The sequence below is a fragment of the Pseudomonas sp. GW822-FHT05A08 genome (assembly GCF_058800485.1).
This window is the reverse complement of sequence record NZ_CM179511.1, coordinates 4,368,160-4,391,628: the sequence shown is the minus strand read 5'-3', so window position 1 is coordinate 4,391,628 and position 23,469 is coordinate 4,368,160. Positions and strand designations below refer to the sequence as shown.

Sequence of the window (23,469 nt, the reverse complement as noted above, 5' to 3'; positions counted from 1 at the left end):
ATACCTCACACAATGCCGGTGGCGTAGAAAGTGGCGATCACGACGAAGACGGCCAGGGTCTTGATCAGCGTAATGCAGAAAATGTCCTTGTAGGCTTGGCGGTGGGTCAGCCCGGTGACCGCCAGCAGGGTGATCACCGCGCCGTTGTGCGGCAGGGTGTCCATGCCGCCGCTGGCCATGGCGGCCACGCGGTGCAGCACTTCCAGCGGGATGTTGGCGGCGTGGGCGGCGCTGATGAAGGTCTCCGACATGGCCGCCAGGGCGATGCTCATGCCGCCCGAGGCGGAGCCGGTGATGCCGGCCAGCAGGGTCACGGTGATGGCTTCGTTGACCAGCGGGTTGGGGATGCTTTTCAGCCAGTCCGACAGCACCAGGAAACCCGGCAAGGAGGCGATCACCGCGCCGAAACCGTATTCCGAGGCGGTGTTCATCGCCGCCAGCAGGGCGCCGCTGACCGCGCTCTTGCTGCCCTCGGCGAGCCTGCCGCGAATGGCCGAGAAGCCGAACACCAGGACCATAATGATGCCCACCAGCAAGGCGGCCTGGACCGCCCAGATGGCGGTGAGCTTGGCGACGTCGGTCTGCACCGGGGCGGCCATGCCGGCCAGGGCCAGGCTGTGGGTCTTGCCGTACCACTGGGGAATCCAGTGGGTGAACAGCAGGTTCATCAGGCCCACCAGCAGCAGCGGCGACAGGGCGATCCAGGGGTTGGGCAGCTGGATGTCGGCGGCGGTTTCCGGCTCGTTGCGCAGGTCGCTGCCGTAGCCTTCACCGGCCTTGTGCGCCTTGTTGCGCTGGTGCTGGAGAAACAGCATGCCGGCGCAGAACACGAAAATGGTGCCGATCACCCCCAGCCAGGGCGCAGCCCAGGCGGTGGTGTTGAAGAAGGTGCTGGGGATGATGTTCTGGATCTGCGGGGTGCCAGGCAGGGCGTCCATGGTGAAGGAGAACGCGCCGAGGGCGATGGTCGCCGGGATCAGGCGCTTGGGGATATTGCTCTGGCGGAACATCTCCGCGGCGAACGGGTAGACCGCGAACACCACCACGAACAGCGACACGCCGCCGTAGGTCAGCAGGGCGCAGACCAGCACGATCACCAGCATCGCCTGGCGGGTGCCGAGCAGGCGGATGGCCGCCGCGACGATGGAGCGGGAGAAGCCCGACAGCTCGATCAGCTTGCCGAACACCGCGCCGAGCAGGAACACCGGGAAGTAGAGTTTGATGAAGCCGACCATCTTCTCCATGAACACGCCGGTGAAGGCGGGCGCCACGGCGGACGGGTCGGTGAGCAGGACGGCGCCGAGGGCGGCGATGGGGGCAAAGAGGATAACGCTGTAGCCACGGTAAGCAGCCAACATCAGCAGCGCGAGGGCTGCTAGGGCAATGATCACACTCATGGTGTGTCTCTCCAGGATTGTTATTTTTGTAGGGTGTTGCGGGTGTGGGAGGGGCTATAGCGAGTTTTGTGCCAGATGATTAAGTATTTGATAAATAAGGATATTTGTATGATTTTTGAGGGGTGGAGTGATGTTTTGTCTCTGTTTTGAGACTTTGGGTGGCTGAAAGGGCGTCATCGCGGGCAAGCCTCGCTCCTACGGAAACACTCCGCGCTTGTGTAGGAGCGGCCGGTCGACGCTCGATTGCCCGCGATCAGCGCGTAGCGCTGGGCCTTTCTCTGTATGGAGACGTGCGTCTCTTTATTGAGACTCTTCGATCCCCAGCGCCGCCATCTTCTTGTACAGGGTCGAGCGCCCCAGCCCCAGGCGCGCCGCTGCTTGCCCCACCTTGCCGCCACAGTGCGCCAGGGCCGACTCGATCACCTGGCGGTCGAAACGCTCCCGCGCGGCGGCGAAGGTTTCGTCGGGCTGCACTTCGGCGGCCTGGGGGCTGGCCGCGCGCGGCACCGGGCTGAAGGTGCCGATGGCCGCGCGCAGGTCGCCGGCGTTGAGCATCAGGTCGTCGCTGAGCAGGGCGGCGCGTTCCAGCACGTTGCGCAGTTCGCGGATATTGCCCGGCCAGGCGTGCTGGCCGAGCAGGGCCAGGGCATCGGGGGCCAGTTCGTGCTGGCTGCGCAGTTCTTCGAGGATGGCTTCGCTGAGGGCCGGCAGGTCGTCCAGGCGTTCGCGCAGCGGCGGCACCTGGATCGGCAGCACATTGAGGCGGTAATACAGGTCGGCGCGGAATTCGCCGCGCTTGATCGCCGCTTCCAGGTCGGTGGAGGTGGCGGCGATCACCCGCACGTCGCTCTGGATCACCTCGTTGGAGCCCACTGGCTCGAACTCTTTCTCTTGCAGCACCCGCAGCAGCTTGCTTTGCAGCGGCAGGGGCATGTCGCCGATCTCGTCGAGAAACAGCGTGCCGCCCTGGGCGATCTGCAGCTTGCCGGCGCGACCCTTGCGGTCGGCGCCGGTGAAGGCGCCGGGGGCGGTGCCGAAGAACTCGGCCTCCAGCAAGGCCTCGGGAATCGCCGCGCTGTTGATGCTGACGAAGGCCTTGTGCGCCCGTGGCGACGCGGCGTGGATGGCCTGGGCCAGCAGCTCCTTGCCGGTGCCGGTCTCGCCTTGCAGCAGCACCGGCGAGTCGGCGCTGGCGCTGCGCCGGGCACGGCGTTTGACTTCCAGGCTGGCGGCGCTGGTGCCGATGAAGTGGGCGAAGTTGTATTTGGCCTGCCGTGCCCGCAGCAGCGAGCGGGTCGAGGCCAGCTCTTCCTGCATGCTCAGGTAGCGCTTGAGCATCGGCGACAGGCTGCGCAGCTCGTCGAACAGGGCAAAGCCGATGGCGCCGATCACCGCCCCGGCGTCGTCGTGGATCGGCAGGCGCATCACCACCAGCGGGTCCTTGGGGGTGTCCTGCATGTCCAGCAGGATCGGCCGCCCGGTGCGCACCACTTCGCGCAACAGGCTGCCGGGGATCACGCTTTCGCAGGCCTTGCCGATGGCGAACGCCGCCGACTCCAGGCCGAAGCGCCGGGCGTAGCGCTCGTTCATCCAGACGATATTGGCGTCGCGGTCGACGATCACCGTGCCCTCGCTGGATTGCTCGATGATCTCGAACAGCGAACGGATCGCCAGTTGGCGGACCCGCTGGTAATCCTTGAGGCTTTCGGTGTCGTTCATGGGGGAGGTCCTGAAGGGAGCGCGCGCAGATTATGCCGGGAATCTTCACGGTGACGCGACCATCAGGGTTGACGCTATCCCTGTAGCCGCTGCCGCAGGCTGCGAAAGGTCCGAAGGACCTCCGGCGGCCTCCAGACCCTGCGCCCGCTTCGCGGTCGATCGCAGGCTTCGCCAGCGGCTACAGAGTGGTGCGTCTGTAGGAGTGAGGCTTGCCCGCGATGGGTTCGGCGCGGTGGGCCTGCAATACCGCGGTGCTTGCATCGCGAGCAAGCTCGCGGCTACAGGGGAATGCGGATTCAGGCCGGGTGGGCGGCGGCCAGCAGTTCCTGGGTGTAGGGATGCTGCGGCGCGTCGAACACTTCGTGGCTGGGGCCGCGTTCGACCACCTTGCCATCCTTGATCACGATCATGTCGTGGGCCAGGGCACGCACCACCGCCAGGTCGTGGCTGATAAACAGGTAGGTCAGGCCGTGGCGTTCCTGGAGCTGGCGCAACAGCGCCACCACCTGTTTCTGCACCGTGCGGTCGAGGGCCGAGGTCGGTTCGTCCAGCAAAATCAGCGCCGGCTTGAGCACCAGGGCCCGGGCAATGGCGATGCGCTGGCGCTGGCCACCGGAAAACTCGTGGGGGTAGCGATGGCGGCTGGCCGGGTCCAGGCCGACTTCTTCCAGCACCTGGATCACCTGCTGCTCGCACTGCTGGGCGGTGGACTGGCTGTGCACTTCCAGGCCTTCGCTGATGATCTGCGCCACCGACATCCGCGGGCTGAGGCTGCCGAACGGGTCCTGGAACACCACCTGCATCTGCTTGCGCCACGGCCGCAGCTGCTTCTGGTTGAGGCCGTCGAGGGCCTCGCCCTGGAAGCGGATGCTGCCTTCGGAGTCCAGCAGGCGCAGGATCGCCTGGCCGAGGGTCGACTTGCCGGAGCCGGACTCGCCGACGATGCCCAGGGTCTTGCCCCGTTGCAGGCTCAGGCTGATACCGTCCACCGCCCGCAGGTATTGCTTGCGGCGGAACAGCCCGCCGCCGATCTGGAACTGCACGTTGAGGTCATCCACCTGCAACACCACTTCGCGCTCGTCCCGGGGCAGGGCTTCGCCTTCCGGCTCGGCATTGAGCAGCACGCGGCTGTAGGGGTGCTGGGGCGCGCTGAACAGGGTTTCGCACGGCGCCTGCTCGACAATCTGCCCGGCCTTCATCACACAGACGCGCTGGGCGATGCTGCGCACCAGGTTGAGGTCGTGGCTGATCAGTAGCAGCGACATGCCCAGGCGCTGTTGCAGGGATTTGAGCAGCAACAGGATCTTGCGCTGCACCGTCACGTCGAGGGCGGTGGTCGGTTCGTCGGCGATCAGCAGTTCCGGCTCGCAGGCCAGGGCCATGGCGATCATCACCCGCTGGCGCTGGCCGCCGGAAAGCTGGTGCGGGTAGGCCTTGAGCCGTTCCTCGGGTTTCTGGATGCCCACCAGGCGCAGCAGCTCGAGGATCCGCGCCTGGGCCGCCTTGCCGCCCAGGCCCTTGTGCAGCAGCAGGGTTTCGCCGATCTGCTTTTCGATGCTGTGCAGCGGGTTCAGCGAAGTCATCGGCTCCTGGAAGATCATGGCGATGCGGTCGCCACGCAGCTTCTGCAAGGTCCGTGCTTCGGCACCGAGCAATTCCTGGCCACGGTAGCGGATGCTGCCGCTGCTCTGGGTGTCGCAGTCGGGCAGCAGTTGCAGGATCGAATGGGCGGTCACCGACTTGCCCGACCCCGACTCGCCGACCAGGGCCAGGCACTCGCCGGGGCGGATATCCAGACACAGGTCGCGCACCACTTTCTGACCGTTGAAGGCCACATTGAGGTCGCGGATTTCGATCAGGTTGTCAGTCATTTAACAGTCCGCTTGATTCAGGAGCGTGGATCGAAGGCATCGCGCAGCGCCTCACCGATAAACACCAGCAGCGAGAGGATCAGCGCCAGGGTGAAAAACGCCGTCAGGCCCAGCCAGGGCGCTTGCAGGTTCTGCTTGCCCTGGCCAATCAGCTCGCCCAGGGAGGCGCTGCCGGCGGGCATGCCGAAGCCGAGGAAGTCCAGGGCGGTGAGGGTGGAAATCGCTCCGGTGAGAATGAACGGCAGGTAGCTCAGGGTGGCGTTCATCGCGTTGGGCAGGATGTGCCGCACGATCACCTTGCGGTCGTTGAGGCCCAGGGCCCGGGCGGCCTTGACGTATTCCAGGTTGCGCCCGCGCAGGAACTCGGCGCGCACCACGTCCACCAGGGCCAGCCAGGAGAACAGCGCCATGATCCCCAGCAGCCACCAGAAGTTCGGCTCGACGAAACCGGAAAGGATGATCAGCAGGTACAGCACCGGCAGCCCCGACCAGACTTCCAGCAGGCGCTGGCCCAGCAGGTCGACCCAGCCGCCGTAATAGCCCTGCAGGGCGCCGGCGGCGATGCCGATCAGGGCGCTGATAAAGGTCAGGGCCAGGGCGAACAGGATTGACACCCGGGCGCCGTAGATCACCCGGGCCAGCACGTCACGGGCCTGGTCGTCGGTGCCCAGCCAGTTGACCGCGGTCGGCGGGCTTGGGGCCGGGCGGCTGAGGTCGTAGTTGGGCGTGTCTTCGCTGAACGGGATCGGCGGGAACAGCAGCCAGCCACCGTCTTGGCGGATCAGCTGCTGCACGTAGTCGCTGCGGTAGTCGGCCTGGAACGGCAGCTGCCCGCCGAACTCCTGCTCGGTGTAGCGCTTGAGCACCGGGAAATACAGCGAGCCCTGGTAGCTGACCACCAGCGGTTTGTCGTTGGCGATCAGCTCACCGCCGAGGGTAAGGATGAACAGGCCGATAAACAGCCACAGAGACCACCAGCCACGGCGGTTTTTCTTGAAGCGGTCGAAGCGCCGGCGCGCCAGCGGGGAGAGCTTGAGCATCAGGCGTTCCTCGCGGCGAAGTCGATACGCGGGTCGACCAGGGTGTAGCAGAGGTCGCCGATGAGTTTTATCAGCAGGCCGAACAGGGTGAAGATGAACAGCGAGCCGAACACCACCGGATAGTCCCGCGACACCGCGGCCTCGTAGCTCATGCGGCCGAGGCCGTCGAGGGAGAAGATCACCTCGATCAGCAAGGAGCCGGCGAAGAACACGCTGATAAAGGCCTGGGGAATGCCCGAGACCACCAGCAGCATGGCGTTGCGGAACACATGGCCGTAGAGCACCCGGCGCTCGCTCAGGCCCTTGGCCCGGGCGGTGACCACGTACTGGCGGGTGATCTCGTTGAGGAACGAGTTCTTGGTGAGGATGGTCAGGGTGGCGAAACCGCCGATCACCAGGGAGGTCACCGGCAGCACCAGGTGCCAGAAGTAGTCGGCGATCTTGCCCAGGGTGCTCAGTTGCTCGAAGTTCTCCGAGACCAGCCCGCGCACCGGGAACCAGTTCAGCGAGGTGCCGCCGGCGAACATCACGATCAGGAACATGGCGAACAGGAAGGCTGGCATGGCGTAGCCGATGATGATCGCGGTGCTGCTCCAGATATCGAAATGGCTGCCGTGGTGCACCGCCTTGCGGATCCCCAGGGGGATCGACACCAGGTAGGTGATCAGCGTCGCCCAGAGCCCGAGAGAAAGGGTCACCGGCATTTTCTGCAGGATCAGCTCGGTGACCGTGGCGCCGCGGAAGAAGCTCTTGCCGAAGTCCAGCTGCGCGTAGCTCTTGAGCATCAGCCACAGGCGCTCGTGGGCCGGCTTGTCGAATCCGTACTGTTTCTCGATGTCCTTGATCAGCTGCGGGTCGAGGCCACGGCTGGCCCGCGAGTTGCCGCTGATGCCGTCGCTCGAACCGCCGAGGTTGCCGCCACTGCCTATGCCTTGCAGGCGGGCGATGGCCTGTTCCACCGGGCCGCCGGGGGCGGCCTGGACGATGGCGAAGTTGACCAGCAGGATGATCAGCAGGGTCGGGATGATCAGCAGCAGGCGCCGCAGGATATACGCCAGCATCAGTGCGGTCCTCCGGGCTTGCCGCGCTGGACGCGCTCGGCCGCCATTTGCTCGTTGGTCAGGGGCGTGCGGCTCATTTCCCACCAGCTTTCGATGGCTTCGTCATTGCTGGCGGGAATGGCCGGCATGCCGAAGCGGTTCCACCACACGGTGGAGGTGCCCGGCGGGTAGTAGTTGGGGATCCAGTAGTAATTCCATTGCAGCACCCGGTCCAGGGCGTGGGCGTAACTCAGCATCTGTGGCTGGCTGGTGGCCTTGACCAGGCCGCTGATCAGGCTGTCCACCGCCGGGTTCTTCAGCACCATCAGGTTGCTGGAGCCGGGGTCGTTGGCCGCCGCCGAGCCGAAGTAGTTGTACAGCTCCAGCCCCGGCGAGGTGGTCACAGGGTAGCCGGTGACGATCATGTCGTAGTCGCGGGCCATCAGCCGGTTGACGTACTGCGAGGCGTCGATGCGGCGGATTTCCAGGGTGATGCCGATCTGCGCCAGGTTGCGCTTGTAGGGCAGCAGCAGGCGCTCGATGCCGTTCTGGCTGTTGAGGAAGGTGAAGCGCAGCGGCTCGCCGTCGGCGTTGACCAGCTGGTCGCCGTCGGGTTTCCAGCCGGCCGCTTCGAGCAGGGCCAGGGCTTGCAGCTGTTTATCGCGGATCAGGCCGCTGCCGTCGGTTTTCGGCGCCTCGAAGACCTGGGTGAAGACTTCGTCGGGAACCTGCCCGCGCAGCGGTTCGAGGATCTTCAGTTCTTCGGCATCCGGTAGCGCCCGCGCGGCCAGGGCGCTGTTGGAGAAGAAGCTCTGCTGGCGGATGTACAGGTCGCGCATCATCTGCCGGTTGCTCCACTCGAAGTCCCAGAGCATGGCCAGGGCCTGGCGCACGCGGCGATCCTGGAACATCGGTTTTTGCAGGTTGAACACGAAGCCCTGGGCCGGTTGTGGCGCCTCCTTGGCCAGGTGGGCCTTTTGCAGGCGGCCGTCGCTCAGGGCCGGGCTGTCGTAACCGATGGAGAAGCCGGTGGCGGAGAACTCGCGGTTGTAATCGTAGGCGCCGCCGCGCAGCACCTGGCGGGCGACGTCGGTGTCGCCGAAGTACTCGATGCTGAAGCGGTCGAAGTTGTACAGGCCGCGGCTGACCGGCAGGTCCTTGCCCCACCAGTCGGCATCGCGGGTGAAGGTGATGCTGTTGCCGTTATCGACCTTGCTCACCTTGTACGGGCCGCTGCCCAGGGGCGCTTCGTAACCACCGCCGCCAGCGAAGTCGCGACTCTTCCACCAGTGCTCGGGCAGTACCGGCAGGGTCGCGATATCCAGGGGCAGGGTGCGGTTTTCGTTGCTCTTGAAGTCGAAGCGGATCACCCGCGGCGACTCGACTTCGACGTCCTTCACGTCGGCGAACTGGGTGCGATAACGCAGGCTGCCCTGGGTCATCAGCAGGTTGTAGGTATAGCGCACGTCTTCGGCGGTGATCGGCTGGCCGTCGGCGAAGCGCGCCTTGGGGTTGAGGTAGAAACGCAGCCACAGGCCGTCGTCGGCGCGCTCCATCTTTTGTGCCACCAGGCCGTACACGGTGTAGGGCTCGTCCAGCGAGCGCTGGGCCAGGGGGGAATAGATGTAGCCGTCGAGTTGCGAGACGCCGATGCCTTTGTCGATGTAGGGCAGCACGTGGTCGAAGCGGCCGATCTCGATGGCCGAGCGGCGCATGCTCCCGCCCTTGGGCGCCTGTGGGTTGGTGTAGGCGAAGTGGCTGAAGCCGGCGGGGTACTTGGCCGGTTCGCCATAGACGGTCAAGGCGTGTTGCGGTGCGGCGTCGGCACTCGCGGTGCCCAGCAGCAGGGCCAGGGTGGTGAAGATCAGGGAGGGGAAAAGCAATCGCATTGTCAGCCTTAAGAGCCGGGTGATCGATGATCACGATTTGTACGCTACCGGCGCGCTGCTGACCAGCGCGGGCCGTAGCCCAAACACAACGGCCCACCAAAGGGCGGGCCGTCGTTCACGCAAATCGCGACAGGATCAGTCCTGGCGGCTGGTCACTTCCAGCAGGTGATAACCGAACTGGGTTTTCACCGGGCCTTGCACGACGTTGACCGGGGCGCTGAACACCACGGTGTCGAATTCCTTGACCATCTGGCCCGGGCCGAACGAGCCGAGGTTGCCGCCGTCACGGCTGGATGGGCAGGTGGAGTTCTTCTTGGCGACTTCGGCGAAGTCGGCGCCGGCTTCGATCTCGGCTTTCAGTTCGTTGCACTTGGCTTCGCTGGCAACGAGGATGTGACGGGCAGTGGCTTTGGCCATGGGGAGTTGCTCCTTTCAAGAAAGTGGTGAGCCTACCGGATTGTGTAGCCTAATTCTCGTCAAAGTTCCGTCAAAGCATTGCAGCAAGGGATGGTCGGCAGCTCCACCTGTAGCCGCTGCCGAGCCCTGGCGAGGCTGCGATCGACCGCCCGGCGGTCGTCTGGCCGGACGAGCGCGCAGCCCAGGCATGCCGCATCCTCAGGTTTACGGGGCTGCGCCCCGATCGCAGCCTGCGGCAGCGGCTACAGGCCCAGCTCTTGCCCGCGATATAGGCGATGCGAAAGGTCAGTTACACCTCGTTATCGTTCATCGCGGGCAAGCCTCGCTCCTACGGGGGCGGGATCAGGCGGAAGCCGGAATGGCTTGCCGGGCGTTGCGCAGTTGCCGGGCGGCATTGCGCAGCAGTTGCTCGGTGGCGTTCCAGCCCAGGCAACCGTCCGTCACCGAAACCCCGTAGCGCAGCGTCGGGCTCAGGGGCTGGCAACCCTCGAACAGATGGCTCTCCAACATCACCCCGACCAGGGACGAATCGCCCTGCAGGCGTTGCTCCAGGACCTCGTCGAATACCGCCGGTTGGCGCAACGGGTCCTTGCCGCTGTTGGCATGGCTGCAATCGACCATGATCCGCGCCGGGATCTTCAGTTTCTGCAGGTCGTGCTGGACCTGGGCCATGCTCTGGCGATCGTAGTTCGGGCCGCGATGGCCGCCACGCAGCACCAGGTGAGTGTCGGGGTTGCCCGGGGTCTGGATCACCGCCGGATGGCCCTGACTGTCGACGCCGAAATGGCGGTGCGGGTGCGCCGCCGAGCGCATGGCGTCGCAGGCGATGCCGACGCCGCCGTCGGTGCCGTTTTTGAAGCCCACGGGCATGCCCAGGCCGCTGGCCATTTCCCGGTGGATCTGCGATTCGGTGGTGCGCGCGCCGATGGCGACCCAGCTCAGCAGGTCGTCGAAGTAGCCGGCGGCCATGGGTTGCAGCAGCTCGGTGGCGATCGGCAGGCCCAGGCGGAGGATTTCGCGCATCAGTTCGCGGGACAGGGTCAGGCCGCCGGCCATGTCGTCGCTGCCATCCAGGCGTGGGTCGTAGGCCAGGCCTTTCCAGCCGACGGTGGTGCGCGGTTTTTCGACGTAGGCGCGCATCACCAGCAGCAGGTCGTCGCTGACTTCGGCGGCCAGGCTGGCCAGGTTGCTGGCGTATTCCAGGGCGGACTGGGGATCGTGGATCGAGCAGGGGCCGACGACGACCAGCAAACGGGAGTCTTCACCGTTGAGGATGGCGCGCACCGCCTGGCGATGGGCGGCGACTTGCTGGCCGAGGGCCGGGCTGAGCGGCAGTTGCTGCTTGAGCTCCAGCGAGCTGGGCAGGCGCTGGCTCAGGGTTTCGTTGGCGCAGTTGCGGGTGGACAGTGGCAGAGCGGAGACGGACGAGTTCATGTTCAAGGCTTCCTGGGCAGGCGGCGGGTAGTGTCCCGCGCGCGGCCCTACTGGGGTGTTCGACAATTGGCCGGATTGGCTGTGCAGGTGTGTTTGCCACCAGTAGGTGACCGATCGGAGGCGGCAGGCTGTCCCGAACGGAGGCTGCTAAATCGCCAGGTGGTGCAAGTGTCGTAACGGTAATAGGTGGCGTAGTTCATGGTTTCAATCCTCGGTAAGTTCGGTGTGTTGCTGAAAGTCGTGGTTAAAAATCGTTGGCCCAGAAAAACAAAACCCCCGGTCGGGAGGCCGACCGGGGGTGAGATTTTCTCTGGTAGGCGACCCGTTCAAGTGGGCGCCGTTTGGGTATCAGGCGCGCCAGTGGCTAAACCAATACCCAAAATAAAAGCTCACGGTCGCGCAGGCGTTTTTCACCCAGGCAGCCGCACCGACGCGCGAGGCGCTGGCAGTGTGACGATGCATGGAAAGGGTGAGGGACGACATGCTGTTTCTCCGTGAAGTGGGCCGAGCTTACTAGAGGCCGGGGTGGCGGTTCAATCAGAAATTCCTATTACCTGGCCAGTAAGTGCCTATGAGTGAAGCGTTTTGAAGTTTTATGACACACTCGCCACGCCCTCATTTGTGCTCATTCAGGACGAATCATGACCTCCCTGACCCTTGCCGCCGCCCAATCGATTTCCGTTGCCGGAGACCTGCCGGGCAATATCGCCCGGCACCAGGCCTTTATCCGCGCCGCGGCAAAGCAGGGCGTGCAATTGTTGGTGTTTCCCGAGCTGTCCCTGACCGGCTACGAGCCCACGTTGGCGGCCGAGCTGGCGGTGTTGCCCCAGAGCCCGTCGTTGCAACCGTTGCGCGACCTGGCCCGGGAGCTGGGGGTGACGGCGGTGGTGGGCATGCCCATTCGCCTGTCGGCCGAGGGGCCGTTGTTGATCGGCGCCCTGGTGCTGGCGGCCGATGGTTCGTTGGCGGTCTATAGCAAGCAGCATCTGCATGCCGGCGAGGAGTTGGTGTTCAGCCCAGGCACGGGTGGCGCGAACCTGAGGTTCGCCGAGGACCGGGTGGCCCTGGCGGTGTGCGCCGATTTCTCCCAGGCCAGCCATGCACGTGCGGCGGCGCAGTCCGGCGCCGGCATCTATGCCGCCGGCGTGCTGATCAGCGAAAACGGCTACGCCGCGGACAGTGCCTTGTTGCAGGGGTACGCGGTGGAGCACGCAATGCTGGTGCTGATGGCCAACCACGGCGGACCGACCGGGGGCTGGGTGTCGGCGGGCCGCAGCGCGATCTGGGGGCCGGATGGCGGGTTGATCGTGGCCGCCGCAGGCTGTGGCGACGAGTTGCTGATCGCCCGGCGCGACGCCGGTCGCTGGAGTGGTCAACAAGTGACGGTCGAAGCGCCTTGAACGGTTTCCAACTGCGTCCGGCCAGCACCTCGGAGGATCTGCTGTTCGCCCGCGACCTGACCCGCAGCACCATGCTGGGCTATTACATCCGTCACGACCTGTTGTGGCTGGACGAAGCCTTCGATGTGGCCTGGGCCGGGCGGGAGAACCTGCTGATCTGCCAGGGCGCCGAGGTGCTGGGGTTCATCAGCCTGAGTCGCGATTCCAGGGCCTTGTATATTCGCGAGTTGCATGTGCTCGAAGCGTTTCGCGGGCAGGGTGCCGGGGCCTGGACCATCGAACAGGTGCGGGCGATGGCGCGCGGCGAACGGCGCGGGCTGCTGCGGCTGACGGTGTTCAAGGACAACCCGGCGCAGGCGCTCTATGGGCGCATGGGGCTGAAGGTGGTCGGGGAAGACGAGTGCTTTCTACGGATGGAGCGAAGCAGCGCCGCGGATGCGTAGCCGCTGGTTTTTGTGTGGGACGGCGGTTGTCCCGAGCAGTGTGGCGACAGTCGAGGATCAGGCGGGCGCCTGATCGGGATCCTCCGGCTCGGCCAGGATGATGCCGTCTTTCATACCCAGCAATACGGCCACCTTGTGCGCCTCTCCGCGTCGTCCTTTCTTGCGGCCGGCCAATACCTGGTAGGTGGTGGCTGGGTCGACCCCGTGTTCACGGGCGAACTGTTGAACCGATTTACCTTGATGTTCAAGCCAGGCCTTGGCTTGTGCGGCAGTGCGGATACCGGGCATAGTTCAAAACCGTTCAAATTTGTTCAATGCTTGAAGGGTGTAACACCCCTAGGGGTGCATAAAAAAGGATCATACATCCAAATGAGTGGAATCGGTTCGCGGTTAAGACAGGAAAGGGAACGCCTGGGGTTGTCGCAGAAAAAATTTGGTGAAGTTGGCGGCGTGGAAGCCAATGCCCAAGGCAGATATGAAAATGGAGACCGTGTGCCCAAGGCGGATTACTTGTCCCGGGTGGCGGCAAAAGGGGTCGATGTCCTTTATATAGTGACTGGCAGGCGGACCCCGACCAGGGCCGATAACCTCAGCCAGAGCGAAGAGAAAATCCTCGTCAGTTATCGGGCTTTGTACAAGGAAGATCAGGACGCGATCCGGCACCTGACCCATACCCTTGCCGAGCTTTCGGTTTCCAGCCTCATGAAAAGAAAGGCGGACGCCCGAGAGCCTTAGGGCAGGGCGTTCGCAGCGCATCAACCATCCACCGGATACCCCTGGTGAACAAGTGCTTTTTATATGGTGTTTGTCATTAGGTCAGCACGCTGCTTTTTTGCTAAGGTGTCCGGCAACCTATAAGACCAAATCGCGAGGTGTCTGCTTGATTAGGGTGCTAGTAGTCGATGACCATGATCTCGTTCGTACAGGTATTACACGAATGCTGGCTGACATCGATGGCCTGCAAGTGGTCGGTCAGGCCGAATCAGGGGAGGAATCCCTGATCAAGGCCCGGGAATTGAAACCCGATGTGGTCCTCATGGACGTCAAGATGCCCGGGATCGGCGGTCTTGAAGCCACGCGCAAGTTATTGCGCAGTCACCCGGATATCAAAGTCGTGGCCGTCACCGTGTGTGAAGAAGATCCGTTCCCGACTCGCTTGCTGCAAGCCGGCGCGGCGGGTTACCTGACCAAGGGCGCGGGTCTCAACGAAATGGTGCAGGCCATCCGCCTGGTGTTTGCCGGCCAGCGTTACATCAGCCCGCAAATTGCCCAGCAATTGGTGTTCAAGTCATTCCAGCCGTCCAGTGATTCACCGTTCGACGCCTTGTCGGAGCGCGAGATCCAGATTGCGCTGATGATTGTCGGCTGCCAGAAAGTGCAGATCATCTCCGACAAGCTGTGCCTGTCTCCGAAAACCGTGAATACCTACCGTTACCGTATCTTCGAGAAGCTCTCGATCAGCAGTGATGTCGAACTGACGTTGCTGGCGGTTCGCCACGGCATGGTCGATGCCAGCGCCTGACAATGACCGACCCGTTTGATCCCAGTGCTTTTCTTTCCACCTGCAGTGGCCGTCCTGGCGTGTATCGCATGTTCGACGGCGATGCACGTCTGCTTTACGTCGGTAAAGCCAAGAACCTGAAGAGCCGCCTGGCCAGCTACTTTCGCAAGACCGGCCTGGCGCCGAAGACTGCTGCCCTGGTGGGGCGCATCGCACAGATCGAAACCACCATCACCGCCAACGAAACCGAAGCCCTGCTGCTGGAGCAGACGCTGATCAAGGAGTGGCGGCCGCCGTACAACATCCTGTTGCGCGACGATAAGTCCTATCCCTATGTGTTTCTGTCGGACGGCGAGTTTCCGCGTTTCAGCATCCATCGCGGGGCGAAGAAGCAGAAGGGCAAGTACTTCGGCCCGTACCCCAGCGCCGGGGCGATTCGCGAGAGCCTGAGCCTGCTGCAAAAGACCTTCATGGTCCGCCAGTGCGAGGACAGCTACTACAAGAACCGCACCCGGCCGTGCCTGCAATATCAGATCAAGCGCTGCAAGGCACCGTGTGTCGGCCTGGTGGAGGCCGAGGTGTACGCCGAGGATGTGCGCCACTCGGTGATGTTCCTCGAAGGCCGCAGCAATGCCCTGACCGATGAACTGTCGGCGGGCATGGAGCAGGCGGCCAGCACCCTGGACTTCGAGAAGGCCGCCGAGCTGCGCGACCAGATTTCCCTGCTGCGGCGGGTGCAGGACCAGCAGAGCATGGAAGGCGGCAGCGGCGACGTCGATGTGGTGGCGGCGTTCGTCAACCCGGGCGGCGCCTGCGTGCACCTGATCAGCGTGCGTGGCGGTCGGGTTCTGGGCAGCAAGAACTTCTTTCCCCAGGTGGGTATCGAGGAAGAGGTGGCCGAGGTCATGTCGGCATTCCTTGGCCAGTACTTTCTCAGCAGCCCGGAGCGCGACCTGCCCAGCGAGTTGATCGTCAACGTGGTCCATGAAGATTTCCCGACCCTGATCACCGCGATCCAAGCCTTGCGCGGCCGTGAGCTGAGCATCAGCCACCGGGTGCGCGGCACGCGGGCGCGCTGGCAGCAACTGGCGGTGACCAACGCCGAGCAGGCCCTGAGCGCGCGGCTGGCCAATCGGCAGCATGTGGCCGCACGTTTCGAAGCCCTGGCCGAAGTGCTGAACCTGGACGAGCCGCCGCAACGCCTGGAGTGTTACGACATCAGTCACTCCAGCGGCGAGGCGACCGTGGCGTCCTGCGTGGTATTTGGCCCGGAAGGTCCACTGAAGTCCGATTACCGGCGCTACAACATCGAAGGCGTCACCGCCGGCGACGACTATGCGGCGATGCACCAGGCCCTGACCCGACGCTTCAGCAAACTCAAGGACGGCGAGGGCAAACTGCCGGACATCCTGTTGGTGGACGGCGGCAAGGGCCAGCTGTCCATGGCCCGCGACGTGCTCAACGAACTGGCAGTGCCCGACCTGATCCTGCTGGGGGTGGCCAAGGGCGCGACGCGCAAGGCCGGCTTCGAAACCCTCTACCTCAACGATGCGGCCCATGAGTTCACCCTCAAGGGGGACTCACCGGCGCTGCACCTGATCCAGCAGATCCGCGACGAGGCTCACCGTTTTGCCATCACTGGCCACCGCGCGCGCCGCGGCAAGACCCGCCGCACCTCGACCCTCGAAGGCGTGGCCGGCGTCGGCCCCAAGCGCCGCCGCGACCTGCTGAAACACTTTGGCGGATTGCAGGAACTGTCTCGCGCCAGCATCGAGGAGATCGCCAAGGCGCCGGGGATCAGTAAAAAGCTCGCTGAACTGATTTATGCGAACTTGCATAGTGAGTAGGGGAGAGTTCAGGGGCGGAAAGGGTCATTTGTCGTCCTTGCATTAGTTGATCCGCGAGTCTCTTTGTCGAGCTTTGCGAACCTGGCAAGTGGCAAGTGGCGATGGGCAAGGTTTTAGGACGCTTCTGAACGTGGATGGAGCCTGTGCGGGTTTGAGTACCTGGCATGCGGAGTACCCATGCCTGATTCTTGTCGCGCTCGTTCAGGCCTCCTGAAGTTGCTCTTTCCAGGCGCTCAAAGTCTTGGAACAGTGTTAGACACGCTGTGCGAGAAGCCCGTAGAATGGCCGTGCCTAGCTCATCTGCTGTCTTTTTCGAGTAGATTGCCAACTCACCTCGTAGCCAGTTGTGCCGATGAATATCCCTAATCTGATCACCGTTCTACGCGTTCTGCTCATCCCGATCTTCATTTTGCTGTTTTACCTGCCTTACTCCTGGAGCTACATGGCCGCCAGTTCCGTCTTCGCGTTCGCCGCGGCCACCGACTGGCTCGATGGTTACCTGGCGCGGCGTCTGGAGCAAAGCACACCGTTCGGGGCCTTCCTCGATCCGGTGGCCGACAAGTTGATGGTGGCGGTGGCCCTGGTACTGCTGGTGCAAGAGCACGGCAACCTGTGGCTGACCCTGCCGGCGGCGGTGATCATCGGACGTGAAATCGTCGTTTCCGCCCTCCGCGAGTGGATGGCCGAACTGGGTGCACGCGCGCAAGTGGCGGTATCCAACATGGGCAAATGGAAAACCGCCGCGCAGATGCTGGCGCTGGTGATCCTGCTGGCCAACCCGCCGGCCTTCACCTTCTGGGTGCTGCTGGGTTATGCCCTGTTGCTGATCGCGGGAGGGCTGACCCTGTGGTCCATGCTGCAGTACCTGCGCGCCGCCTGGCCGCATCTGAAGACTGATGTGGAAAAGAAATAAAACTTTTTTGAATCAAGGGGTTGACGCAGTTTCGAATTTCTATAGAATGCACACCACCAAGACGCGGGAATAGCTCAGTTGGTAGAGCACGACCTTGCCAAGGTCGGGGTCGCGAGTTCGAGTCTCGTTTCCCGCTCCAATTATTGTTCTACAGGCCTCTATTGAAGTCTGCAGAAACTGAAAAAGAGGCTTCGGCCTCTTTTTTCGTTCCAGTAAGTTTTTCTCGAAAGTATTAGCAGCCACGATTTTTTAGTACATTTTTTAGTACATTAATCCGGCGCTTTGCCCCCTGATCCGAGTGAAACAGTAGGTCCTGCGGATCCAGCACAACCGCCAGATAGTGCCATTTATCCTGGGCCCAGATGTAAGTGATGTCCCCGCACCACACCTGGTTGGGTGCCGGCACATCGAACTCCCGACTCAAAATGTTCGGGATATCCAAGCATTCGGCCGTCGCTCTTTTGGTTAACGGAGTGCCGCAGTCAATCACACAGACCACGCGGCGGGTATGGATCTCGCGATGCTCGATGGAGACCTCAACCGCCTAGGCGCAAAGCTGCCAAAGGGCTGATGCCAATACCCCGGCCTTGACCCGTTGCTGCCTTGCGGTCCTATTCGACGCGTTCAGCGGCGAGGTTAGCTCTCCAGCGCAGCATGCCTTGAGTCGCAGACGTCGATAGGCCAATGACGTTAACCAGCAGCAGCGTCATGTGTTGATTGTCACGCTCAGCGTGCCGCTGCTTGCTCGTCCGGGCATGGCATCCCAGCCTTGGCCCAGAGCTCCAATCGCTCGATAAACTGATCGTGTGTGATGCTTGGCGTGGATCGACCAGCACCGGGATCCCAAGCCCATAGCACCAGCGGATCGGTTCTCATATGTTCGATGACTTCTTCGGGTGTTTTACGATTGCCATTGCGTTTGGGGTCCTGCATTTGATGGCATATCTGCGCACTGGTCAGCCCCTCCCAGACCATAGGCAACGGTGGCATATGCCACCCGCGAGCACCTGGCACCTTGCCGTCGGCGGTGTTCTTCTCTTGATGGCAGGCAATACATTGCATCGTGGGTGCTCCCAGACCTGCCGTGCCACGCACTACATTCTGGATATGAGCAATCATCGAATCTTTTTGGGTCGGCCGTGCACTCTGATGGCAGTTCATACAGCGGGGGCTTTGTAAGACGCTCACGACTGGATCGAACAATTGATAAGCGTTGGGCTCCTGAGCCTGTGCGTCGAATGACATAATACTCAGCGCGGCAGACAGCCGCAGAATCGTCGCTCTTGTGATGTACATGTCAGGTTACCTTAGACAACACGAAAGGAATGGCGTAGCGGTAGCGACCGTACTGGCTGCCCGGTCGCCCATAGGATTGCGTTGGCCAGCGCTGGAGCCACGCCAGCAACGCCAGGCTCCCCTGCGCCACCGGGAGACTCGGCGCTTTCTACTACCATCGTTTCGATCTGCGGCATCTGACTCATGCGGACGACTGGATAGTCATCGTAGTTGCCCTGCTGTACCTCGCCTTTGTTCAGGGTAATTTCGCCGTACAGCGCTGACGAGAGACCAAAAGCAATGCTCGACTCCATCTGCGCCTTGACCAGGTCGGGATTAACCGCCACGCCGCAGTCAATGACGGAGTACACCTTATGCACGGTAAGCGTTTGATCAGTCGCGACGCTAGCCTCGACCACGGTCCCTACAAAACTGCCGTATGACTCGTGCACCACAATGCCTCGGAATACGCCTGCTTTCGGTTGCGTCGACCAATTGGCCAACTTGGCCACTGCATCGAGTGTGGCAAGGTGACGCGGCTTTTCTTGCAGCAGTTCACGACGCATTTGGTAAGGATCCTTGCCTATCCCATGCGCAATCTCTTCAAGAAAGTGCTCAACGGCGAAGGCTGTATGCGAGTGCCCCACTGAGCGCATCCACAATACGGGAACCTGGAAGCGTGGCGTGTGCAAGTCGACTCGCAGATTCGGGATGGCGTAAGGAATATCTTCAGCTCCTTCAACCGAGAGCGAGTCAATGCCGTTTTTGACAATGAAGCGTTCCATCACTGTGCCCGTACCGATCGACTGCACGGCGATACGGTTGGTCCAAGAGGTAATAGTGCCCTGAGAGTCAAGAGTCGCACTGAGCCGATGGTAGGCACTGGGACGATAATAACCGCCCTGGATATCTTGATCGCGTGTCCAGATCATCTTGACCGGCCGACGAACTGCCTTGGCGATGTGCGCGGCCGCGATGATGACGTCGAAACCGAGCGAAGAGCGTCGACCAAATCCACCGCCGGTCAACAGGGTATTGAGTTTTACCTGCTCCGGTTTCAGCCCAAGTACCGAGGCCGCCGCATGTTGGTCACCTTCGGGCCATTGCGTGCTCATCCATACTTCAGCAGTGTTTCCTCCGCGATAATCGATGGTGGCATTGAGTGGCTCCATCGGCGCGTGAGTGAGGTAAGGAAACCAGTAGTCGGCGGTGAATGTTTTCGCGGCGCTCCGTTGTGCCAATTCTATATCGCCAGTGCTACGTGCCACCGTTCCTTCAAGTGACATCAGATGACGATACATAATGCGCTGTTCATCCGTCGAAACGCGCTCGCCATTCACATCGCTATACATCAGAACGAGGGCATCACGAGCTCGCTTTGCCGACCAGAAATCCTTGGCCACCACAGCGACCCCCTGCGGCGTTTCATAGACACCAACGACATTGGGCATAGCCTTGGCCACTGTTGCGTCGACGTGTGAGATTTTGCCACCGAAAAGCGGCGCGCGCGCGAGCACCGCGATGAGCATGCCAGGTACATAGGCATCCATGCCAAACTTGCCCGAACCGTCGACCTTGGTCATGGCGTCGATACGGCGGAGTGGTTTGCCGATGATCTTGAAGTTCTTCGGGTCCCTGAGCTTTGGATTTTCTGGCGGCTCAATACCCACGGCATCGACTGTTAGCTCACCGTAAGTGGCGCTACGATCGCTCGCGTCGTGGATCACGCGGCCGGTGTCGGTACGCAGTGATGACACATCGACGTGCCAGCGCTTTGCGGCGGCAGCTAGCATCACTTCGCGGACAGCGGCACCGGCTTTACGCTGAGGCTCGTATTGGGCGATTGTCGTCAGGCTGCCACCCGTAAGTTGCTGATGCATTAGAGGGTTCTGATAGGCGGGTGCCGTGGGTGCCTGCTCCCAACGCACACGTTGCCAATCAGCGTCCATTTCCTCGGCAACCAGCATTGGGATTATGGTTGTGACGCCTTGCCCCATTTCGGTATGACCCACAATTACCGTGATCCAGTTGTCAGCAGTGATACGTACAAAAGCATTAGGCTGCACGGTTTTATGGGGCATCTGTACAGGGGTACCTGCCATCACTTCGGGTAAATGAAAACCCACCATGATCCCGCCACCGGCAATTGCGCTTAATTGAAGAAAATGTCGCCGACTAAGGCCTGTGACTGAGGCAGAGTGCTTCGTTCCAAAGGTATCCAGAATGCGTTTCATGCCAGGCTCTCCGCAATCTGGTGAATGGCTGCCCGAATACGCGGGTACATCCCACATCGACAGATGTTGCCTGACATGGCCTGATCAATATCAGTGTCGGTGGGCTTCGGTATTTGTGTAAGTAATGCCACCGCGGCCATTACTTGACCCGATTGACAGTAACCGCATTGGGGGACATTGAGGTCCGTCCATGCCTTCTGCACACGCTTGCCAATATTAGAACTCCCCATCGCCTCGATGGTGGTGATGGACCTGCCTGTCACAACTTCGGCAGGCGTCACGCAGGATCTAACGGGTATGCCATCGAGAAGCACGGTGCAGGCACCGCACAGCGCCGCACCGCAACCAAACTTGGTTCCCGTGAGTTGCAAGTCTTCACGTAATGCCCATAAAAGAGGACGACCATTCGAGGCGTCAACTTCTCGCCAATCTCCATTAACTTTAATCTTAGCCATGATATTCCCTCTTTATTGGACGGAAAAATATGGAGCAATCTCACCTACGGCTGTAGCGATGATGCCGGTGGCAAGAGTGGCGTGGATATAGTAGAAGTAGGCACCCTACGGCCTGGTTACTCGAGCGGGTAACGTGGTGGTATTAAAGCCAAGCATGTGCCTGCAACTCGGAATCAACGGGTGATGACCAGGTAACTGTAAGACAATAGACGTGCCTACAAAGCGCCAAAGCATGAGGTGACGATAGAGCAGGTTTTGCCTGGGATACCACTTCGGCATCCAAGGCTTTGATCCCAACAAATAGTCGTACCTGGATCGCTTTTACTCGATGCGTTGTTGCAGTAAATCACTAGTGTGCTTCCCTGTTGTGCCAAGTCGCGAGGAATCAATCCACCTGTTTTCTGTTCCCCCGTCGATGAAAACGATTTCACTCTTGATCGAGTGGCCTGCTACATGGCCTGCTCCTGGAGGCAGGAGATATCACTTACTTTAAAACGTTCGAATTTAAAAATAAGCTAGTCATTTATGGATAGACAATCCTTGATTTCTGAACAATGGAAGTATGCCTCCGAATATCCGGTCCCGCACACTTAAACCGGCTCCCATCTATGAGGGTAGCGACTTGGTAATATCACTTGCCCGTTGAATCGAGATGAAGGGTAATGGGTTAAACGATTGTAATAAGTTCGTAGCATTTGAGACTGTAATCCAGCGCTTTGCTAATAACCGAGTCGCCGTGTACGAGCTGGCTCTGGGCGATCATCCAGGCGTGCAAGAGGTCCATCACTGGCACGGCCCTATCGTCACATACCAACTTGACCTTCCTATCTTGCAGGAAGTTGCGAGGGTGTTTTCCGCCGCGGACTGCGTCTTTTCAGGACGTCGTGCTGCCTGCACGCCAGTTGGTGATGCCAAGATGTCGACAAGTATTTCTGTCAGATGACGGAACCCGGCTCTGTTGTCGGCGGATTCGATTTCGCTGGATCGATGCGATCCAGGCTTGAACCAGGAATTGCTGGATACGGCCCAAGCTCTTCAAGCTCCCGCAGGAGTCCGCTGTCGATGTAGCCAGGAATCTTTCGATACTCACCCAGCACTCGCGCGTAGAACTCAGGGTCTTGATGCCAACTGGATTTGTCGACGCAGAAATAATTGATCCACCGCGCACTTATCGAGGGTTCGGGCCAGTGGCGCCGCAGCGTCATCAGGTATCGCCGCGCCGAGCAAACCTTGCCGACGACAAGGACGCTACGCCGCTCTTCGGGAGCAAGTTGCGATTGCGCCAGCGCACGCGCAAAGCGAACGTTCTCGCCGGTGTTCGTGGCTGTGGGCTCTATGAGGAGGGCGGTCTCCGGAATGCCGAGTTCCATCAGCCGGCTCGCGATGACGCGCGCCTCGATGGTGGAGAATTCTCCAGTTTGGCCGCCCGAGACGATAGCCCGCAGAAACATCTGAGCGCGCCACAGGGTAGCGATCTCCGCACAGAACTCTTCAACGCCGTGCCGCGTGCCAAAGATCAACGCCAGATCGGAACGGGTGGCCGGTATCTCCGGCATTACGTAGTCACCGATCGCCTGCAGCTCTTCGTTCGTCATCAGATCACCTTGTGCAAGGAGGGTCGAATTCGAGAATGCGGATCATACGAGGAAGGGTGTCGCTTGGTTGTCATCCCGAAAGCGTCCGCCATTGCCAAAATGGAGTCTGGATCGGCGAGTACAGCATGTCACCGCTGATTACTGTGCGCAGTGGCGGGCACGGTGGCCGATAGCCAAACAGAAAAATGCCCGATGACATGATGGCTGACATCAAGTTGTTGTCTTTTATGAAAAAGGCAGTTTGAACTGGGCGGAATTTTGGGATTGTCTATCCAGATTGGGCGAGTTTATCTGTCAGTCCCTCTTACCTAGACTTCAACGCTATCCAGCAGGCAGGGCGGATATTTCCCATGGTCGCCATTCTGTCACTGGAGCAATTGTATTTCTCGCCGGTAGTGAGGCCAGGGTCTTGGGTGGTCTGCTTGCACGCGACCTGAACCAGAGGGTTTCGCTTGACTGCAACAGAGCTGTACGCCTGTGGGCTGTCGTCGCGGTTCCTGCGGTAGGGCACAGTCTTGCAGGGGGGCGATTCTACGCGAAGCGCCGCGGCTCCCTTTCGATTGCCCATGCAGGGTAGCGCACCCGATGCATGGGCGGTTTGTGCCTTCTCAACATCGGTATTTTCGCCTGTGCCCGCTAGGCGCAACAGCGTTTTTTGCTTATTGCGCGAGGCTTGTCGGGGCAGGGCGTTTTGCCCAGCCTGACGTTGCGCGAACCAGGAGGTTGGACATGCATGTACTGATGGTCATGGCGGGAGGTCTGCTCCTTCTGTTGGTGTTTATTCTGTTCGGCTGGCTTTGGGGCGGGGACAGCCTGGGCATGGCACTGGCGGCCAAGGCCTTTGTCCCTTTCTGGCTGCTGATGGCAGGCATCAATATGTGGGTGGGTGTCACCTACGCGGGTTATAGCGTGCGCCAAGAGTTGCCTATCCTGTTGCTGGTCTTCGCCATGCCTACCCTGGCCGCGGGCATTGCTCTCTGGCAGTTCGCCCGTGCCTGA

21 protein-coding genes, 1 tRNA gene and 1 pseudogene are annotated in these 23,469 nt (G+C 61.5%); 8 read left to right on the top strand and 15 right to left on the bottom strand.

The window, feature by feature from the left end; translation table 11 throughout:
- Nucleotides 1-5: 5 nt before the first annotated feature.
- The 9 genes from AC3RCP_RS19730 to AC3RCP_RS19690 form a co-directional block, all read right to left on the bottom strand.
- A complete protein-coding gene (locus AC3RCP_RS19730) occupies nt 6-1,397 on the bottom strand; it encodes a GntP family permease (protein ID WP_101338369.1) in 1,392 nt (463 codons plus the stop codon).
- Between the two features lie 300 nt (nt 1,398-1,697).
- Nucleotides 1,698-3,116: a sigma-54 interaction domain-containing protein gene (locus AC3RCP_RS19725; RefSeq protein WP_101338368.1), complete on the bottom strand. Its 1,419-nt coding sequence runs from the start codon at nt 3,114-3,116 to the stop codon at nt 1,698-1,700.
- A 296-nt stretch (nt 3,117-3,412) separates the two neighbouring features.
- Nucleotides 3,413-4,987, bottom strand: a complete 1,575-nt coding sequence (locus AC3RCP_RS19720; protein ID WP_007924455.1) for an ABC transporter ATP-binding protein — start codon at nt 4,985-4,987, stop codon at nt 3,413-3,415.
- A gap of 17 nt (nt 4,988-5,004) precedes the next feature.
- Complete coding sequence (locus AC3RCP_RS19715) at nt 5,005-6,027, bottom strand: ABC transporter permease (protein ID WP_101338367.1); 1,023 nt, start codon at nt 6,025-6,027, stop codon at nt 5,005-5,007.
- Nucleotides 6,027-7,088, bottom strand: a complete 1,062-nt coding sequence (locus tag AC3RCP_RS19710; protein ID WP_492571033.1) for a microcin C ABC transporter permease YejB — start codon at nt 7,086-7,088, stop codon at nt 6,027-6,029. The genes AC3RCP_RS19715 and AC3RCP_RS19710 overlap by 1 nt, the downstream gene beginning before the upstream one ends.
- On the bottom strand, nt 7,088-8,956 hold the full coding sequence (locus AC3RCP_RS19705) for an extracellular solute-binding protein (RefSeq protein WP_492571034.1): 1,869 nt from the start codon (nt 8,954-8,956) through the stop codon (nt 7,088-7,090). The genes AC3RCP_RS19710 and AC3RCP_RS19705 overlap by 1 nt, the downstream gene beginning before the upstream one ends.
- Before the next feature lie 135 nt (nt 8,957-9,091).
- Nucleotides 9,092-9,373, bottom strand: a complete 282-nt coding sequence (locus AC3RCP_RS19700) for a peptidylprolyl isomerase (RefSeq protein ID WP_007924449.1) — start codon at nt 9,371-9,373, stop codon at nt 9,092-9,094.
- Between the two features lie 342 nt (nt 9,374-9,715).
- Nucleotides 9,716-10,807 carry a 3-deoxy-7-phosphoheptulonate synthase gene (locus AC3RCP_RS19695; RefSeq protein ID WP_492571035.1) on the bottom strand — a complete coding sequence of 364 codons (1,092 nt, stop codon included), beginning with the start codon at nt 10,805-10,807 and terminating at the stop codon, nt 9,716-9,718.
- Between the two features lie 348 nt (nt 10,808-11,155).
- Nucleotides 11,156-11,290, bottom strand: a complete 135-nt coding sequence (locus AC3RCP_RS19690) for a hypothetical protein (RefSeq protein WP_255313558.1) — start codon at nt 11,288-11,290, stop codon at nt 11,156-11,158.
- A gap of 158 nt (nt 11,291-11,448) precedes the next feature.
- Between AC3RCP_RS19690 and AC3RCP_RS19685 the strand changes: the two genes are divergently transcribed.
- The gene (locus tag AC3RCP_RS19685; protein ID WP_492571036.1) at nt 11,449-12,207 is read left to right on the top strand and encodes a carbon-nitrogen hydrolase family protein; all 759 of its coding nucleotides are present in this window, start codon (nt 11,449-11,451) and stop codon (nt 12,205-12,207) included.
- Complete coding sequence (locus AC3RCP_RS19680; RefSeq protein WP_492571037.1) at nt 12,204-12,650, top strand: GNAT family N-acetyltransferase; 447 nt, start codon at nt 12,204-12,206, stop codon at nt 12,648-12,650. The genes AC3RCP_RS19685 and AC3RCP_RS19680 overlap by 4 nt, the downstream gene beginning before the upstream one ends.
- Nucleotides 12,651-12,707: 57 nt before the next feature.
- Here AC3RCP_RS19680 and AC3RCP_RS19675 read toward each other — a convergent pair whose 3' ends face one another.
- A complete protein-coding gene (locus AC3RCP_RS19675; protein WP_007924438.1) occupies nt 12,708-12,938 on the bottom strand; it encodes a DNA-binding protein in 231 nt (76 codons plus the stop codon).
- An 81-nt stretch (nt 12,939-13,019) separates the two neighbouring features.
- On the opposite strand from AC3RCP_RS19675, the gene AC3RCP_RS19670 reads away from it, so the two are divergent.
- The 5 genes from AC3RCP_RS19670 (at nt 13,020) to AC3RCP_RS19650 (ending at nt 17,050) form a co-directional block, all read left to right on the top strand.
- Nucleotides 13,020-13,385, top strand: a complete 366-nt coding sequence (locus tag AC3RCP_RS19670; RefSeq protein ID WP_009044410.1) for a helix-turn-helix domain-containing protein — start codon at nt 13,020-13,022, stop codon at nt 13,383-13,385.
- Between the two features lie 145 nt (nt 13,386-13,530).
- Entirely contained in the window at nt 13,531-14,172 is a 642-nt protein-coding gene (gene gacA, locus AC3RCP_RS19665; RefSeq protein ID WP_009044409.1) for a response regulator transcription factor GacA, read from the top strand.
- Between the two features lie 2 nt (nt 14,173-14,174).
- The gene (gene uvrC / locus AC3RCP_RS19660; protein ID WP_009044408.1) at nt 14,175-15,998 is read left to right on the top strand and encodes an excinuclease ABC subunit UvrC; all 1,824 of its coding nucleotides are present in this window, start codon (nt 14,175-14,177) and stop codon (nt 15,996-15,998) included.
- Between the two features lie 352 nt (nt 15,999-16,350).
- Nucleotides 16,351-16,911 (top strand): CDP-diacylglycerol--glycerol-3-phosphate 3-phosphatidyltransferase, encoded by a 561-nt coding sequence (pgsA, locus tag AC3RCP_RS19655; RefSeq protein WP_007924430.1) that lies wholly within the window; start codon nt 16,351-16,353, stop codon nt 16,909-16,911.
- Between the two features lie 63 nt (nt 16,912-16,974).
- A tRNA-Gly gene (locus AC3RCP_RS19650) sits at nt 16,975-17,050 on the top strand.
- 141 nt (nt 17,051-17,191) lie between these two features.
- Here the strand turns inward: AC3RCP_RS19650 and AC3RCP_RS19645 are convergent.
- The 5 genes and pseudogenes from AC3RCP_RS19645 to AC3RCP_RS19625 form a co-directional block, all read right to left on the bottom strand.
- A pseudogene (locus AC3RCP_RS19645) lies at nt 17,192-17,389 on the bottom strand (IS3 family transposase); the annotation flags it as partial.
- A 248-nt stretch (nt 17,390-17,637) separates the two neighbouring features.
- The gene (locus AC3RCP_RS19640) at nt 17,638-18,207 is read right to left on the bottom strand and encodes a hypothetical protein (protein ID WP_009044406.1); all 570 of its coding nucleotides are present in this window, start codon (nt 18,205-18,207) and stop codon (nt 17,638-17,640) included.
- An 11-nt stretch (nt 18,208-18,218) separates the two neighbouring features.
- The gene (locus AC3RCP_RS19635; RefSeq protein WP_492571038.1) at nt 18,219-20,420 is read right to left on the bottom strand and encodes a xanthine dehydrogenase family protein molybdopterin-binding subunit; all 2,202 of its coding nucleotides are present in this window, start codon (nt 20,418-20,420) and stop codon (nt 18,219-18,221) included.
- A complete protein-coding gene (locus AC3RCP_RS19630) occupies nt 20,417-20,875 on the bottom strand; it encodes a (2Fe-2S)-binding protein (protein WP_009044404.1) in 459 nt (152 codons plus the stop codon). The genes AC3RCP_RS19635 and AC3RCP_RS19630 overlap by 4 nt, the downstream gene beginning before the upstream one ends.
- 935 nt (nt 20,876-21,810) lie before the next feature.
- Nucleotides 21,811-22,470, bottom strand: coding sequence for a YdcF family protein (locus AC3RCP_RS19625; protein WP_492571039.1), 660 nt, complete (start codon nt 22,468-22,470; stop codon nt 21,811-21,813).
- Nucleotides 22,471-23,199: 729 nt separating this feature from the next.
- On the opposite strand from AC3RCP_RS19625, the gene AC3RCP_RS19620 reads away from it, so the two are divergent.
- Nucleotides 23,200-23,469 carry a hypothetical protein gene (locus tag AC3RCP_RS19620; RefSeq protein ID WP_009044401.1) on the top strand — a complete coding sequence of 90 codons (270 nt, stop codon included), beginning with the start codon at nt 23,200-23,202 and terminating at the stop codon, nt 23,467-23,469.